A 17,217-nucleotide genomic window follows, 5' to 3' on the forward strand; every position below is an offset into this window, starting at 1 on the left:
TGAAAAGGTCTACTAGACCTTTTCACTCCGTAGAGATCTGGGCAGTTTAACGGATGTATATAAGGTTGTGCTGGAGAAATTACAAGGATTGAAGTAAAGTTTTACTTGATCTTCACTACAATCTTTAAGTAGAAATAGATAAAGGAACTAAAATGGATAAACGTATTTTCGTTGAGAAAAAAGCTGATTTTCGTGTCAAATCTGACTCTTTAGTAAAAGAATTACAGCATAATCTTCAGTTGAAAACCTTGAATGATTTTCGGATTGTTCAGGTTTACGATGTCTTTAATTTAGCAGAGGATTTGTTTGCGCGTGCGGAAAAACATATCTTCTCTGAGCAGGTGACCGATACTGTTTTGGATGAAGCTGCGGTTCAGGCTGATCTTGAGAAGGTTGCTTTCTTTGCTATCGAAAGTTTGCCTGGTCAATTTGACCAACGTGCGGCATCTTCACAGGAAGCTTTGCTTTTACTTGGTAGTTCAAATGATGTAACAGTGAACACAGCACAACTTTACTTGGTCAATAAGGATATTGATGCGAATGAATTGGAAGCTGTCAAAAACTACCTCTTGAACCCAGTGGACTCTCGTTTCAAAGATATCACTGTTGGCATTGCTAAACAGGAATTCTCTGAGTCTGATAAGACCATTCCAAACTTGGATTTCTTTGAAACTTATACAGCAGAAGATTTTGCACAGTATAAGGCAGAGCAAGGATTGGCCATGGAAGTGGATGACCTTCTCTTCATCCAAGATTACTTCAAGTCTATTGGACGTGTGCCAACTGAAACTGAGCTTAAGGTCTTGGATACTTACTGGTCTGACCACTGCCGTCACACAACTTTCGAGACTGAGTTGAAAAACATCGACTTCTCAGCTTCTAAATTCCAAAAACAATTGCAAGCGACTTATGACAAGTATATTGCCATGCGTGATGAGTTGGGACGTACGGAAAAACCTCAAACCTTGATGGATATGGCGACTATTTTTGGTCGTTATGAGCGTGCCAATGGTCGTTTGGACGACATGGAAGTGTCAGATGAAATCAATGCTTGCTCGGTTGAAATTGAAGTGGATGTCAATGGTGTGAAAGAACCTTGGCTCCTCATGTTCAAAAACGAAACCCACAACCACCCAACGGAAATTGAGCCATTTGGTGGGGCTGCTACCTGTATCGGTGGTGCTATTCGTGACCCATTGTCAGGTCGTTCTTACGTTTACCAAGCCATGCGAATCTCGGGTGCTGGTGATATTACAGTACCGATTGCTGAAACTCGTGCTGGGAAATTGCCACAACAAGTCATTTCTAAAACAGCTGCTCATGGTTATTCTTCATATGGTAACCAGATTGGGCTTGCGACGACCTATGTTCGTGAGTATTTCCACCCAGGTTTCGTTGCTAAACGTATGGAGTTGGGCGCTGTTGTCGGTGCGGCTCCCAAGGGTAATGTTGTTCGTGAAAAACCGGAAGCGGGCGATGTGATTATCCTTCTCGGTGGTAAGACAGGACGTGATGGTGTCGGTGGTGCGACAGGTTCTTCTAAAGTTCAAACGGTTGAGTCTGTAGAGACTGCTGGTGCTGAGGTTCAAAAAGGGAATGCCATCGAAGAACGTAAGATTCAACGCCTCTTCCGTAATGGTGAGGTCACTCGTCTTATCAAAAAATCAAATGATTTTGGAGCAGGTGGTGTCTGTGTAGCTATCGGTGAATTGGCAGACGGTCTTGAAATCGACCTCAACAAGGTGCCTCTTAAATACCAAGGCTTGAATGGTACAGAAATTGCCATCTCTGAATCACAAGAACGGATGGCGGTCGTGGTTCGTCCAGAAGACGTAGATGCCTTCGTTGCGGAATGTAACAAAGAAAATATTGATGCTGTTGTTGTTGCGACAGTGACTGAAAAACCAAATCTAGTTATGCACTGGAATGGAGAAACCATTGTCGACTTGGAGCGTCGTTTCCTTGATACCAATGGTGTGCGCGTGGTCGTCGATGCCAAGGTTGTGGACAAGGATGTTAAACTCCCAGAAGAACGACAAACAAGTGCTGAAACTCTTGAAGCAGACACCCTTGCGGTTCTATCTGACCTCAACCATGCGAGTCAAAAAGGTTTGCAGACCATCTTTGACTGTTCAGTCGGTCGTTCTACGGTCAACCACCCACTTGGTGGTCGTTACCAACTCACACCGACTGAGGCATCTGTACAAAAATTGCCAGTTCAACATGGTGTGACTCATACTGCGTCAGTCATGGCTCAAGGGTTCAACCCTTATGTAGCAGAATGGTCACCTTACCACGGTGCTGCCTATGCAGTTATCGAAGCGACTGCTCGTTTGGTTGCGACTGGTGCAAACTGGTCCAAGGCTCGTTTCTCTTACCAAGAGTACTTTGAGCGCATGGACAAGCAAGCTGAGCGTTTTGGTCAGCCAGTAGCTGCTCTTCTAGGTTCTATCGAAGCACAAATTCAACTTGGTTTGCCATCTATCGGTGGTAAGGACTCTATGTCTGGTACCTTTGAAGAATTGACGGTGCCACCAACCTTGGTTGCCTTTGGGGTGACGACGGCAGATAGCCGTAAGGTTCTTTCTCCTGAGTTCAAGACTGCTGGTGAAAACATCTACTACATCCCAGGACAAGCCCTCTCAGCAGAGATTGATTTTGACTTGATTAAGAAAAATTTTGCTCGGTTTGAAGACATCCAAACTGGCCACAAAGTGACAGCTGCATCAGCGGTCAAATATGGTGGTGTCCTTGAAGCTCTTGCCCTTGCAAGCTTTGGGAACCATATCGGTGCAGAGGTGATCTTGCCTGAACTTGAAACGGCCTTGACAGCTCAATTGGGTGGCTTTGTCTTCACATCTCCGGAAGAGATTTCAGGTGTTGCCAAGATTGGACAAACAGCAGCTGACTTTACACTTACTGTCAACGATGTAACGCTTGATGGACACAAACTTGACAGTGCCTTCCAAGGTAAATTGGAAGAAGTTTACCCAACGGAATTTGCACAAGCAACTGAGTTGGAAGAAGTTCCTGCTGTGGCATCAGATGCTGTCATCAAAGCTAAAGAAACAGTTGAGACACCAGTGGTTTACATCCCAGTGTTCCCAGGTACTAACTCTGAATACGATTCAGCTAAGGCCTTTGAAAAAGAAGGTGCGAAAGTCAACTTAGTACCATTTGTCACATTGAATGAAGAGGCTATTGTCAAGTCTGTTGACACAATGGTTGACAATATCGGAAAAGCCAACATTATCTTCTTTGCAGGTGGCTTCTCAGCCGCTGACGAACCTGATGGATCAGCTAAATTCATCGTTAATATCTTGCTTAACGAAAAAGTACGTGCAGCTATCGATAGCTTCATCGAAGGTGGTGGTTTGATTATCGGTATCTGTAACGGATTCCAAGCTCTTGTCAAATCTGGTCTTCTTCCATATGGTAACTTTGAAGATGCAAACAGTACTAGTCCAACTCTCTTCTACAATGATGCCAACCAACACGTGGCTAAGATGGTGGAAACACGGATTGCCAATACCAACTCACCATGGCTTGCTGGCGTGAAAGTTGGTGACATCCATGCCATCCCAGTATCACACGGTGAAGGTAAGTTTGTCGTGACAGCTGAGGAATTTGCAGAACTTCGTGACAATGGTCAAATCTTTACCCAATACGTTGACTTCGAAGGCAAACCAAGCATGGATTCAAAATACAATCCTAACGGTTCTGTCAATGCGATTGAAGGGATCACAAGTAAGAACGGTCAAATCATTGGTAAGATGGGACACTCAGAACGTTTCGAAGACGGTCTTTTCCAAAATATTCCAGGAAATAAAGACCAATATCTCTTTGCATCAGCTGTTAAATACTTTACTGGAAAATAGACTTTGCAGATTTTCTAATAGATAACCATCAGTAAATGTAAAATCAAGTAGATCTAACTTACGACAATTGCAAATGATTTATTGTTGCGAGTGAAACGAGCTTCTGCCGTATCATTCCGCTCTAGTATCGTTAAGGAATGATACACAAATAAAAATTAGGTATATAAAATGACATACGAAGTAAAATCTCTTAATGAAGAATGTGGTGTTTTTGGTATCTGGGGTCACCCAGACGCTGCCAAATTGACCTATTTTGGACTCCATAGTCTTCAGCACCGTGGTCAGGAGGGTGCAGGAATCCTCTCCAATGACCAAGGGAAATTGAAGCGTCATCGTGATATGGGGCTTTTATCAGAAGTCTTCAAAAATCCTGCGAATTTAGATAAATTGACAGGAACTGGAGCTATTGGACACGTGCGTTATGCGACTGCGGGAGAAGCTTCTGTAGACAATATCCAACCTTTCCTTTTCCGCTTTCATGATATGCAGTTTGGTTTGGCTCATAATGGGAATCTGACCAATGCAGAATCGCTCAAGCAAGAATTGGAACAAAGAGGAGCGATTTTCAGTTCAACCTCTGACTCTGAAATCTTGGCTCACCTTATTCGCCGTAGCCACAATCCAAACTTGATGGGTAAAATCAAGGAAGCACTCAGTCTTGTTAAAGGTGGTTTTGCTTATCTTTTGATGTTTGAAGATAAGTTAATTGCAGCGCTTGACCCAAATGGCTTCCGACCTCTGTCTATCGGGAAAATGGCCAACGGAGCGGTGGTGGTTTCCTCTGAAACCTGTGCTTTTGAGGTTATTGGTGCTGAATGGATTCGTGATTTGAAGCCAGGTGAGATTGTGATCATTGATGACAAGGGAATCCAGTATGATAGCTATACGGATGATACTCAGTTGGCGATTTGTTCTATGGAGTATATCTATTTTGCCCGCCCTGATTCTAATATCCACGGTGTCAATGTTCATACGGCACGTAAACGTATGGGTGCCCAATTGGCGCGTGAATTCAAGCATGAAGCAGATATCGTGGTCGGTGTGCCCAATTCTTCCCTCAGCGCAGCCATGGGATTTGCGGAAGAGTCTGGTTTGCCAAACGAAATGGGTCTTATCAAGAACCAATACACCCAACGTACCTTTATCCAACCAACTCAAGAATTGCGAGAGCAAGGGGTGCGGATGAAACTCTCTGCTGTTTCTGGCGTTGTCAAAGGCAAGCGTGTGGTTATGATTGATGACTCTATTGTACGTGGGACGACCTCTCGTCGTATCGTCCAGCTTTTAAAGGAAGCAGGGGCGACTGAGGTTCACGTTGCAATTGGAAGCCCAGCGCTAGCTTATCCATGTTTCTACGGGATTGATATCCAGACACGTCAGGAGCTGATTGCGGCTAATCATACGGTCGAAGAAACTCGCCAAATCATTGGTGCGGACAGTCTGACTTATCTTTCTGTTGAGGGGTTGATTGATTCAATTGGTATTGAAACAGATGCGCCAAATGGTGGTCTCTGTGTCGCTTACTTTGACGGTGACTACCCAACACCTCTCTACGATTATGAAGAAGACTATCGTAGAAGTTTGGAAGAAAAGATCAGTTTTTACAAATAGACAATAGATCCTCCATTAAAGAAAAGGAAAAATAAAATGGCAAATAAAAATGCGTACGCTCAATCTGGTGTGGATGTTGAAGCGGGTTATGAAGTTGTTGAACGGATTAAAAAGCACGTGGCTCGTACGGAGCGTGCAGGTGTCATGGGAGCTCTGGGTGGCTTTGGTGGTATGTTTGACCTTTCAAAGACTGGGGTTAAAGAACCCGTCTTGATTTCAGGAACTGACGGTGTCGGAACCAAGCTCATGTTGGCTATCAAATACGACAAGCACGATACTATTGGTCAGGACTGTGTGGCCATGTGTGTCAATGATATCATCGCTGCAGGTGCGGAACCCCTCTATTTCCTCGACTATGTGGCGACAGGGAAGAATGAACCAGCTAAACTAGAACAAGTAGTCGCTGGTGTGGCAGAAGGTTGTGTGCAGGCAGGCGCTGCCCTCATTGGTGGGGAAACGGCTGAAATGCCTGGCATGTACGGCGAAGATGACTATGACTTGGCTGGTTTTGCGGTCGGTGTGGCTGAAAAATCTCAAATCATTGACGGTTCAAAGGTGGCAGAAGGAGATGTTCTTCTCGGACTTGCTTCAAGTGGGATTCACTCAAATGGTTACTCCCTCGTTCGCCGTGTCTTTGCCAACTACACAGGTGAGGAAATCTTGCCAGAATTGGAAGGCAAGCAACTCAAGGAAGTTCTTCTTGAGCCGACTCGTATCTATGTCAAGGCTGTCTTACCACTCATCAAGGAAGAGTTGATCAACGGCATTGCCCACATCACAGGCGGTGGCTTTATTGAGAATGTCCCTCGCATGTTTGCAGCTGACTTGGCTGCTGAGATTGAAGAAGACAAGGTTCCAGTGCTTCCAATTTTCAAAGCCCTTGAAAAATACGGTGAAATCAAACATGAAGAAATGTTTGAAATCTTCAATATGGGCGTAGGGATCATACTGGCAGTTAGCCCTGAAAATGTAAGTCGTGTCAAGGAATTGCTGGATGAACCAGTCTATGAAATTGGTCGCATCGTCAAGAAAGAAAACGAAAGTGTCATCATCAAATGAAAAAAATAGCGGTTTTTGCCTCTGGTAATGGCTCGAATTTTCAGGTGATTGCCGAAGAGTTTCCAGTGGAGTTTGTCTTTTCAGACCATCGTGATGCCTATGTGCTTGAGCGTGCAGACAAGCTCGGTGTTCTGTCCTATGCTTTTGAACTCAAGGAGTTTGAGAGCAAGGCAGACTACGAAGCAGCCATTGTCGAACTCTTGGAAGAGCACCAGATTGACTTGGTTTGTCTAGCAGGCTACATGAAAATTGTTGGGCCTACTTTATTGGCAGCTTATGAAGGCAGGACTATCAACATTCATCCAGCCTACTTGCCAGAATTTCCAGGAGCTCATGGGATTGAGGATGCTTGGAATGCTGGCGTTGCTGAGAGCGGCGTGACCATTCATTGGGTGGATTCAGGTGTGGATACAGGCAAGGTTATCAAACAAGTGCGTGTGCCACGGTTAGCTGATGATACCATTGACAGTTTTGAAGAACGGATTCATGAAGCGGAATATCAGCTCTATCCAGAAGTGTTGGAATGTTTGGGAGTAGGGAGAAGATAAGAAGTAAATCAAGTTTTGATTGCGCAATCTTGCTAGGAGAAAAAATGATTGAACTGAAATTAGTAGATGAGAGCAGTTTTCAAGCAGTGCTGGATTTGAAAATATCTGAAGCTGACGAACGAGCACGTTTCGTGGCTCCAAATGTACGCTCTTTAGCTGACGCATGGCTCTATCGAGAGAATGGGGATGTGTTTCCAATGGCAATTTATTGGAATGAGCTTGTAGTTGGTTTTCTCCTGTTGGAAATAGATAAGGATGAAGCGGAATACTTTATCTGGCGGATAATGATTGGCCAGCAGTACCAAGGAAGAGGTTATGGACGAAAAGCCGTGGAATTTCTGATCAAAAAGGCTCAGATGGATAGCACTTGCAATCATATTATCGCAGATTATGTGGTTGGAAATGAAAAAATGAAGCACCTGTTGACTAGTCTGGGTTTTAAGGAAACAGGATTCATAGAAGAAAATAATGAAGTCGCTATGCGCTTGGACCTAAAGAAAGAGGAATAGAATGACGAAAAAAGCTTTAATCAGTGTCTCAAACAAAGAGGGCATTGTTGAATTTGCCCAAGAACTTAAAAAAACTCGGTTGGGACATCATCTCAACAGGTGGAACCAAGGTTGCCCTTGATAATGCTGGGGTGAGCACAATTGCCATTGATGATTCATATGATATCTTTGATTTAAAATTGGAGTCAGTGATTGTTGAAGACGGCTTCAAACGGAGGTATTTGTAATGTTAGAATCTAAAAAAACAACTCGATATGTATTTTATGCCTATCTGATGTTATTAACTTGGGGGATCTTATTTAAGTTTGAAACTAATCCTGAATTTATAGCATTTTTCTTAGCTCCAAGGTACATCAATTGGATTCCATTTTCAGAACCACTAATAGTAGATGGAAAAATTGTTTTTGCTGAAATGTTATTTAATCTGATTTCCTTTATTCCATTAGGTGTTTGTTTCCCTCTGATAAAAACTAATTTATCTAGTTTAAGAATAGTCGGGACAGGTTTCTTGATTAGTCTATTGTTTGAGTGCTCACAGTATATTTTGGCAATAGGTATAACAGATATAACGGATTTGGCTTTAAATACGCTAGGTGTCTGTGTAGGCTTGCTGATTTACCAAATGTTTATAAGAGTGTTCAAATCGCAGACTAGGAAATGGGTCAATATCTTAGGTATGCTTAGCCTTGGTTTTGTTTATCTTGTTTTACTGTTACTGCATTTAATTGGTGTTTAACTAATGATTAAAAAGGAGAATATAATGACTAAACGCGCTTTAATCAGCGTCTCAGACAAAGCGGGCATTGTTGAATTTGCCCAAGAACTCAAAAAACTTGGTTGGGAAATTATCTCGACAGGTGGGACCAAGGTTGCTCTTGACCATGCCGGGGTGGAGACCATTGCCATTGATGATGTGACTGGTTTTCCAGAGATGATGGACGGTCGTGTCAAGACTCTCCATCCAAATATTCACGGTGGACTTTTGGCTCGTCGTGACTTGGATAGTCACTTGGAAGCAGCTAAGGATAATAACATCGAGCTTATCGATCTTGTTGTAGTTAACCTTTACCCATTCAAGGAAACGATTCTCAAACCAGATGTGACTTACGCTGATGCAGTGGAAAATATTGACATCGGTGGGCCATCTATGCTTCGTTCAGCAGCCAAAAACCATGCCAGTGTAACAGTTGTGGTAGACCCAGTGGATTACACTGTGGTTCTTGACGAATTGTCAGCAAATGGTGAAACTACTTATGAAACTCGCCAACGTTTGGCAGCCAAGGTTTTCCGTCACACAGCGGCTTATGATGCTTTGATAGCAGAGTATTTTACAGCTCGGGTCGGCGAAAGCAAGCCTGAAAAACTGACCTTGACTTATGACCTCAAGCAAGCTATGCGTTACGGGGAAAATCCTCAGCAGGATGCGGACTTCTACCAAAAAGCCTTGCCGACAGACTACTCGATTGCTTCAGCCAAACAGCTCAACGGGAAGGAATTATCTTTTAACAATATCCGTGATGCGGATGCTGCCATTCGTATTATTCGTGATTTCAAAGACCGTCCAACCGTTGTGGCTCTCAAACACATGAACCCATGTGGAATCGGTCAGGCTGATGACATCGAGACTGCTTGGGACTACGCTTATGAGTCTGATCCAGTGTCTATCTTTGGTGGGATTGTCGTTCTCAACCGTGAGGTGGATGCTGCGACAGCTGAGAAGATGCACGGCGTTTTCCTTGAAATTATCATCGCACCGAGCTATACCGATGAAGCGCTAGCCATTTTGACCAACAAAAAGAAAAACTTGCGTATCCTTGCCTTGCCATTTGATGCTCAAGAGGCTAGCGAAGTGGAAGCAGAATATACAGGTGTTGTCGGTGGACTTCTGGTGCAAAACCAAGACGTTGTCAAAGAAAGTCCAGCTGACTGGCAAGTGGTGACCAAACGCCAACCAACAGAGACAGAAACGACAGCTCTTGAGTTCGCTTGGAAGGCTATCAAGTATGTCAAATCAAACGGAATTATCGTGACCAACGACCACATGACACTGGGTGTTGGTCCAGGTCAAACTAACCGTGTGTCTTCCGTACGTATTGCCATTGACCAAGCCAAAGACCGCCTTGACGGCGCTGTGCTTGCTTCTGATGCCTTCTTCCCATTTGCGGATAATGTGGAAGAAATCGCCAAAGCAGGTATCAAGGCTATCATCCAGCCAGGTGGGTCCGTCCGTGATCAGGAATCCATCGAAGCTGCTGACAAATACGGCTTGACTATGGTCTTCACAGGAGTGAGACATTTTAGACATTAAGAACGTTAAAGGGAAGAAAACAGTTTCTTTCCTTTTTTTGCTTTAAAAGCGAAACGAAACAAGATTAAAACGAACGTTTATGGTATAATATTAGTAAATAATTCGAAAAAGAGGTTGAAAGATGAAGCTGTTAGTTGTCGGCTCGGGTGGTCGTGAACATGCCATTGCTAAGAAGTTGCTTGAGTCAAAAGACGTTGAAAAAGTCTTTGTAGCTCCTGGGAATGATGGTATGACTCTGGATGGTCTGGAATTGGTAAATATCTCTATTTCCGAACATTCTAAATTGATTGAGTTTGCAAAAGCCAACGATATAGCTTGGTCATTTATTGGGCCAGATGACGCCCTTGCGGCTGGTATCGTGGATGATTTTAATAAGGCTGGTCTCAAAGCCTTTGGTCCGACAAGATTGGCAGCTGAGCTGGAGTGGTCCAAGGATTTTGCCAAGGAAATCATGGTCAAATACGGCGTTCCGACAGCAGCCTATGGCACATTCTCAGATTTCGAGGAAGCCAAGGTCTATATCGAAAAGCAGGGGGCACCAATCGTAGTTAAAGCAGATGGTTTGGCCCTTGGGAAGGGTGTCGTCGTTGCGGAGACAGTTGAGCAAGCCGTCGAAGCCGCTCATGAGATGCTTTTGGACAATAAATTTGGCGACTCAGGTGCGCGTGTGGTTATTGAGGAATTCCTTCAAGGAGAGGAATTTTCACTCTTTGCCTTTGTCAATGGTGATAAGTTCTCCATTATGCCAACGGCTCAGGACCACAAACGTGCCTACGATGGAGACAAAGGGCCTAACACGGGTGGTATGGGTGCCTATGCGCCAGTTCCACACTTGCCACAGAGTGTAGTTGATACAGCGGTTGACACCATTGTCAAGCCAGTCCTCGAAGGGATGATTAAAGAAGGTCGCCCTTATCTGGGAGTTCTTTACGCAGGGCTTATCTTGACAGCTGATGGACCTAAGGTCATCGAGTTCAACGCTCGTTTCGGAGATCCTGAAACTCAGATTATTCTGCCTCGTTTGACATCTGATTTTGCACAAAATATCACGGATATTCTGGATGGTAAGGAGCCAAATATCACTTGGACGGATAAGGGTGTGACTCTGGGTGTGGTTGTCGCATCCAAGGGATACCCGCTAGAATATGAAAAGGGTGTTGAATTGCCAGCCAATACAGAAGGCGACATCATCACCTACTATGCAGGGGCTAAGTTTGCGGAAAATAGCAGAGCACTGCTATCAAACGGCGGACGTGTCTATATGCTGGTTACCACAGCAGATACCGTTAAAGAAGCCCAAGACACTATCTACCAAGAACTTGCCCAACAACAAACAGAAGGCCTCTTTTACCGAACCGATATCGGAAGAAAGGCAATTAGATAAAGGTATAAAAAAGCGACGTAGTCGCAAAACACGATAATGGTCGCCGTGGTGAAAAGACCAGAACAATTTTTATTCTGGTCGGGGGAAACTTTGAGACCCTAGGCTCAAAGTTTAGGAATGAAACCGAAGATTTGCTTCCGTCCCCACCACCTAAGACCATTATCAAAAAAGAAGAAAAAGGAAAAATTATGACTAAACCAATTATTTCCATCATCATGGGCTCAAAATCCGACTGGGCAACCATGCAAAAAGCCGCCGAAGTACTAGACCGCTTCGGTGTAGCCTACGAAAAGAAAGTTGTCTCTGCCCACCGCACACCTGACCTCATGTTCAAGCATGCCGAAGAAGCGCGTAGTCGTGGTATCAAGGTCATCATCGCAGGTGCAGGTGGCGCAGCCCATTTGCCAGGTATGGTTGCTGCTAAAACAACCCTTCCAGTCATTGGGGTGCCCGTTAAATCACGTGCTCTTAGTGGCGTGGACTCGCTTTACTCGATTGTCCAGATGCCGGGTGGCGTACCTGTTGCGACAATGGCTATTGGTGAAGCTGGTGCGACAAATGCGGCTCTCTTTGCCCTCCGTCTCCTTTCAGTAGAGGATCAGTCTATCGCGACAGCATTGGCAGATTTCGCAGAAGAACAAGGAAAAATCGCAGAGGAGTCGACGAATGAGCTCATCTAAAACAATCGGAATTATCGGTGGCGGCCAGCTAGGTCAAATGATGGCCATTTCTGCTATCTACATGGGCCATAAGGTTATCGCGCTGGATCCTGCGGCGGATTGCCCGGCCTCTCGCGTGGCGGAGATCATCGTGGCTCCTTATAATGACGTGGATGCTCTGCGTCAGTTGGCTGAGCGTTGCGATGTCCTCACCTATGAGTTTGAAAATGTCGATGCCGATGGTTTGGATGCTGTCATCAAGGAGGGACAACTCCCTCAAGGGACTGACCTACTTCGTATCTCCCAAAACCGTATCTTTGAGAAGGACTTTCTTTCTAACAAGGCCAAAGTCACCGTTGCTCCTTACAAGGTTGTGACCTCAAGCCAAGATTTGGTAGATATTGACCTGTTGAAAAACTATGTCCTCAAGACGGCGACCGGTGGCTACGATGGGCATGGACAAAAGGTTATTAGTTCAGAATCAGACTTGGCAGAAGCCTATACACTAGCTGATTCAGCAGACTGTGTCTTGGAAGAATTTGTCAATTTCGACCTTGAAATTTCTGTCATCGTGTCAGGAAATGGCAAGGACGTGACAGTTTTCCCGGTTCAGGAAAATATCCATCGCAACAACATCCTATCTAAGACCATTGTGCCAGCTCGTATTTCTGATGATCTAGCTGAGAAAGCCAAAGCCATGGCTGTACGAATTGCAGAACAGCTTAACTTGTCTGGAACTCTTTGCGTGGAAATGTTTGCGACTGCTGATGACATCATTGTCAATGAAATTGCGCCACGTCCACACAATTCTGGTCACTACTCGATTGAAGCCTGTGACTTTTCACAATTTGATACGCATATCTTAGGTGTTCTTGGAGCAGCATTACCAGCTATCAAACTGCATGCACCAGCCGTTATGCTCAATGTTCTCGGCCAGCATGTCGAGGCCGCTGAAAAATATGTCACAGAAAATCCAAGCGCCCACCTTCACATGTATGGTAAAATAGAAGCAAAGCACAACCGCAAGATGGGACATGTGACTTTGTTTAGTGATATGCCGAATAGTGTGGTTGAGTTTGGGGAAGGGATAGATTTTTAGAGATAAATATGAAATTTGAGGTGGAATTATTAACTAAAAATATTAGCATTGTCAAACTTGATGAATTATTTCGTAGTTCAGAGATAATTAGTATTATTTCTAGTAACCACAGTGAAGTTGGTGATAAGAATGTGGAGGAGTATTCAATTGACTATAAGTGTTCTTACGAAAATGACGAATTTACGATAAATATCCAACAATGTAGAAGTGGAATAGTCGAAATTTCACTTAGTTATGAATATAGTAATTATAAATTGAAGTCGGCAAAAAAATTTGATAAGTTTCTTTCAAAGTTTAGAGAATTTTTAGGAAAAAATCATTTGAAGTATTCAATTCTATCTAATAGTTTGTCTATGTATTTTTCGAATAGGCTTTATCCTAAATTTCAAGTATATGAATCATTATTACGGAAAATTTTTGTATTAGCTTTGTCTCCACTCGAGGACGAGGATATCATAAGAATTATCAAGGGACAGACTAATGATAAATTAGATTTATCAAAAATTCATACAATAGAGTATATTGAAAGACTGCAGATAGCTGAACTCCATGCATTAATATTTGAAATAAATATAAATCCAGTTAATGACTTAACTATTCATTTTAAAGATTTTCAAAATAAAAATGAATATATTCTGAAAGAAATGATAAGAAATTCGCTTCCAATCACTATATGGGAAAAACATTTTATACCATTCACTAATAGTGAAGAAGTTGATGTACTCAAAAATAACTACGATAGAATAAGAGAGTACAGAAATGATGTTATGCATTTTCACACACTAACCTATAGGCGTTACAAAAAAATAGATTTGTTGTTGTCAGATGTAATTAAAGAATTAGAAGAGCTTGAATATAGTATGCTCGAGAAATGGGATTTTGAAGCAACTAGAAAACTTACAAATGATATTTTTGATCAAGAGTTTCTGGCTAGCTTATCATCTTTATCTAAAACAGTATCAGAAGTAATAAGACCAGCAATGGATAGGTTTTATGCTAACAATCTTGCTTTTAATAATGCGGTCAAATCTATGATGGAAGTGTTCCATAATATTCAAATACCTAAAATAGATTCTGGAATATTAAAGTCTATTCAAGGGCTATCTGATACTATTGGGCATTTAGATTTACCAAGCCCACTTAATGAACCTGATAGTGAAGAGAAGGATGAAGAATAGGTCTATCAATTTTGAAGCACAAAATTCTCTAATTTGGCTATTATTTCATCTCATCTAATAGTTTGATGTTCCTTAGTAAAGAGGTTGGTGTAAAAATTAAAAATTGCTATTATAAAGAAAAGATACAGGGAGTAGATTTTTAATGGAAAATAATTTTTTAGATTTTAGATTGGTAAATAATTTGTTGTTGCCATCAATTAATTATGTATCTAAAAATGATTTGAAAAAAAGAGATTTTTTAAGCATTTTATATGGAATTCTTTTTTTAATATTTGCATGTATATTTTTAGTTGTAGTTTATCAGCAGATAAAATCGTTTATTTTACAGCTAGCAGTAGAGTTTGCTAATCTATACTTTATAATAGATGCAATATTTTCAGGGAAGAGAGAGTTTTTACAATATGTACCATCAACTCAGAATGCAGATTCTCTCAAATTATTTTCTGAAATAATTTTTGATGAGTTAGTTTTGCTTTTTAAGATGTTGTTTCCAATGATAATTTCACTGGTTACAATGTTCTTGTTTAAGAAACAAAATTTTGAGTCGAAAGTATTTATTGCAATCTCAATAATTCTAATTTATACTCTAATCTTTGGAGTTTATTTTCAAGCAGCGTTAATTATTGTTTTATTTGGTATTTTAATTATTTTTCATCCTATTGGAAATGGTAAATATTATACTGTTGTGCAATATTTAAATTATTTTGAAGAAATTCTTTACAATTGGTGGGGGAGTCGCACAAAAAATAAAAAGAGTATAAAGAAAATCATATTTTTAATTATTCTTTTCATAACTATGAGTTATTGTCTGTTTAGATTATTTCCAGCCTTAGGGGTAGATTTTTCTTTACTTCTAACTTTATTAGTAGTATTTATTATATGGGTCTATACTGGAAGTGCTAGCAAAGAAATGAAATTATTAAAAAAATATTTATTTATAGTATATTTTTTGGATTTACTTTAATTGGGAATTTAGAAATCGGTTCTGATGTTTTAAAAATACCAGTATTATTTATTACTTTATTCTTTGCATTAGATCGGATTATTGCATTGTCAAAAGAAATGAAGGAAATAATTGTTGAAAAAAGTATATTGTATTATTATGAATACGAAACTATAGACAAATTACTTTTAATAAAAGAACTAATAAATATTGATATTTTACATGAAGTAGACGTGACTGAACTAGAATTGGCAAAACAAATAGCTATTAGAATTAAACTGGGTCTTTACCAAGAAGTTTTAAAATTATCAGATATTTATAAGAACAGAGAGTTTAAAAACTATCGTCAATTTGTAGAAGGAAATATTTTTTTCCTAACTTTTGATGAAACAACTTTTGATGATGCAGATTCTTTAAAATCTTTAAAAGAAAGACTGTCCAATATACTTGAATTAGAAGGACAAAATATTTTTTTACCAGAGTTATATGAAATATATGCAATAGTATTATTTAAATTAGATCAATTCAATGATGCTATAGAATATTTTAATGAAAACATAATGTATCTGAGCGAAGAATCGAGGTTAATGTACATTAAAGCATGTGAACAAGTTGAAGATATTAAACAAGCTGAATATATACGCCGAAATTACTAATGATGGAATTAAAGGAGAAACAACATGATCGACCGTTACTCTCGCCCTGAGATGGCGAACATTTGGAGTGAAGAAAATAAATACCGTGCTTGGCTTGAGGTGGAAATCTTGGCTGACGAGGCATGGGCTGAGTTGGGAGAAATCCCTAAGGAAGATGTGGCTTTAATTCGCGAAAAAGCGGACTTTGACATCGACCGTATTTTGGAAATTGAGCAGGAGACTCGCCACGATGTGGTGGCTTTCACGCGTGCGGTTTCTGAAACGCTTGGCGAAGAGCGCAAGTGGGTCCATTACGGCTTGACATCAACTGACGTGGTGGATACGGCCTATGGTTACCTTTACAAGCAGGCCAACGACATCATCCGTCGTGACCTTGAAAACTTCGCCAACATCATCGCTGATAAGGCTAAGGAGCACAAGTTCACCATCATGATGGGTCGTACCCACGGTGTGCACGCTGAGCCGACAACTTTTGGTCTTAAATTGGCGACTTGGTACAGCGAAATGAAGCGCAATATCGAGCGTTTCGAGCATGCGGCTGCTGGTGTGGAAGCTGGTAAGATTTCTGGTGCGGTTGGGAACTTTGCCAATATCCCGCCATTCGTTGAGCAATATGTATGCGACAAATTGGGTATCCGTGCCCAAGAAATCTCTACACAGGTCCTTCCTCGCGACCTTCACGCTGAGTACTTTGCAGTTCTTGCTAGCATCGCAACTTCTATCGAACGCATGGCAACGGAAATCCGTGGTTTGCAAAAATCAGAACAACGCGAAGTAGAAGAATTCTTTGCCAAAGGGCAAAAAGGTTCATCTGCTATGCCTCACAAACGTAACCCTATCGGTTCTGAGAATATGACTGGGCTTGCACGTGTTATCCGTGGTCACATGATTACAGCCTATGAAAACGTCGCTCTCTGGCACGAACGTGATATCTCTCACTCATCAGCTGAGCGCATCATCACACCAGATACGACCATTCTGATCGACTACATGCTTAACCGTTTTGGAAACATCGTCAAGAACTTGACGGTCTTCCCAGAAAACATGATCCGCAACATGAACTCGACTTTTGGTCTTATCTTTAGCCAACGTGCTATGTTGACCTTGATTGAAAAAGGCATGACCCGTGAGCAAGCTTATGACCTTGTTCAACCAAAAACAGCCTACTCTTGGGACAATCAAGTAGACTTTAAACCTCTTCTCGAAGCAGATCCAGAGGTGACTTCACGTTTGACACAAGAGGAAATTGATGAAATCTTCAACCCTCTTTACTACACCAAACGAGTGGATGATATCTTTGAGCGCCTCGGGCTTGGTGACTAATATTTTGTAATAGACCCACAAGCAAAATAGTTTTTATATCTAATGCAAAAAGCGAGACTTAA

Annotated in this window: 14 protein-coding genes and 1 pseudogene; all 15 read left to right on the forward strand. The window is 41.7% G+C overall.

Annotated elements, in window-relative coordinates; translation table 11 throughout:
• Positions 1-152: 152 nt before the first annotated feature.
• The 15 genes and pseudogenes from RRU92_RS02365 to purB all read left to right on the forward strand — a co-directional run bounded on the left by RRU92_RS02365 (position 153) and on the right by purB (position 17,155).
• Positions 153-3,878, forward strand: a complete 3,726-nt coding sequence (locus tag RRU92_RS02365) for a phosphoribosylformylglycinamidine synthase (RefSeq protein WP_315640248.1) — start codon at positions 153-155, stop codon at positions 3,876-3,878.
• Positions 3,879-4,046: 168 nt separating this feature from the next.
• Positions 4,047-5,489, forward strand: coding sequence for an amidophosphoribosyltransferase (purF, locus tag RRU92_RS02370; RefSeq protein WP_315640249.1), 1,443 nt, complete (start codon positions 4,047-4,049; stop codon positions 5,487-5,489).
• Positions 5,490-5,525: 36 nt separating this feature from the next.
• Entirely contained in the window at positions 5,526-6,548 is a 1,023-nt protein-coding gene (gene purM / locus RRU92_RS02375; protein ID WP_315640250.1) for a phosphoribosylformylglycinamidine cyclo-ligase, read from the forward strand.
• Entirely contained in the window at positions 6,545-7,096 is a 552-nt protein-coding gene (gene purN, locus RRU92_RS02380; RefSeq protein WP_315640251.1) for a phosphoribosylglycinamide formyltransferase, read from the forward strand. The genes purM and purN overlap by 4 nt, the downstream gene beginning before the upstream one ends.
• 44 nt (positions 7,097-7,140) lie before the next feature.
• Positions 7,141-7,605 carry a GNAT family N-acetyltransferase gene (locus RRU92_RS02385; RefSeq protein WP_315640252.1) on the forward strand — a complete coding sequence of 155 codons (465 nt, stop codon included), beginning with the start codon at positions 7,141-7,143 and terminating at the stop codon, positions 7,603-7,605.
• A gap of 1 nt (position 7,606) precedes the next feature.
• Positions 7,607-7,760 (forward strand): annotated as a pseudogene (locus tag RRU92_RS02390) (bifunctional phosphoribosylaminoimidazolecarboxamide formyltransferase/IMP cyclohydrolase); the annotation flags it as partial.
• A gap of 71 nt (positions 7,761-7,831) precedes the next feature.
• The gene (locus tag RRU92_RS02395; RefSeq protein ID WP_315640254.1) at positions 7,832-8,341 is read left to right on the forward strand and encodes a VanZ family protein; all 510 of its coding nucleotides are present in this window, start codon (positions 7,832-7,834) and stop codon (positions 8,339-8,341) included.
• A 24-nt stretch (positions 8,342-8,365) separates the two neighbouring features.
• Complete coding sequence (gene purH / locus RRU92_RS02400) at positions 8,366-9,913, forward strand: bifunctional phosphoribosylaminoimidazolecarboxamide formyltransferase/IMP cyclohydrolase (protein WP_315640255.1); 1,548 nt, start codon at positions 8,366-8,368, stop codon at positions 9,911-9,913.
• Positions 9,914-10,034: 121 nt separating this feature from the next.
• Entirely contained in the window at positions 10,035-11,297 is a 1,263-nt protein-coding gene (gene purD / locus RRU92_RS02405; RefSeq protein WP_315640256.1) for a phosphoribosylamine--glycine ligase, read from the forward strand.
• A gap of 188 nt (positions 11,298-11,485) precedes the next feature.
• On the forward strand, positions 11,486-11,977 hold the full coding sequence (purE, locus tag RRU92_RS02410) for a 5-(carboxyamino)imidazole ribonucleotide mutase (protein WP_315640257.1): 492 nt from the start codon (positions 11,486-11,488) through the stop codon (positions 11,975-11,977).
• On the forward strand, positions 11,964-13,055 hold the full coding sequence (purK, locus tag RRU92_RS02415; protein WP_315640258.1) for a 5-(carboxyamino)imidazole ribonucleotide synthase: 1,092 nt from the start codon (positions 11,964-11,966) through the stop codon (positions 13,053-13,055). Before purE ends, purK begins: the two co-directional genes overlap by 14 nt.
• An 8-nt stretch (positions 13,056-13,063) precedes the next feature.
• Complete coding sequence (locus tag RRU92_RS02420) at positions 13,064-14,233, forward strand: hypothetical protein (RefSeq protein ID WP_315640259.1); 1,170 nt, start codon at positions 13,064-13,066, stop codon at positions 14,231-14,233.
• A 142-nt stretch (positions 14,234-14,375) separates the two neighbouring features.
• Positions 14,376-15,197: a hypothetical protein gene (locus RRU92_RS02425; RefSeq protein ID WP_315640260.1), complete on the forward strand. Its 822-nt coding sequence runs from the start codon at positions 14,376-14,378 to the stop codon at positions 15,195-15,197.
• Between the two features lie 86 nt (positions 15,198-15,283).
• On the forward strand, positions 15,284-15,832 hold the full coding sequence (locus RRU92_RS02430; RefSeq protein ID WP_315640261.1) for a hypothetical protein: 549 nt from the start codon (positions 15,284-15,286) through the stop codon (positions 15,830-15,832).
• A 24-nt stretch (positions 15,833-15,856) separates the two neighbouring features.
• On the forward strand, positions 15,857-17,155 hold the full coding sequence (gene purB / locus RRU92_RS02435) for an adenylosuccinate lyase (protein ID WP_315640262.1): 1,299 nt from the start codon (positions 15,857-15,859) through the stop codon (positions 17,153-17,155).
• The last annotated feature ends 62 nt before the right edge of the window (positions 17,156-17,217 follow it).

This window comes from Streptococcus sp. DTU_2020_1001019_1_SI_AUS_MUR_006 (assembly GCF_032340315.1).
In the GTDB taxonomy this organism is placed as follows: Bacteria; Bacillota; Bacilli; order Lactobacillales; family Streptococcaceae; genus Streptococcus.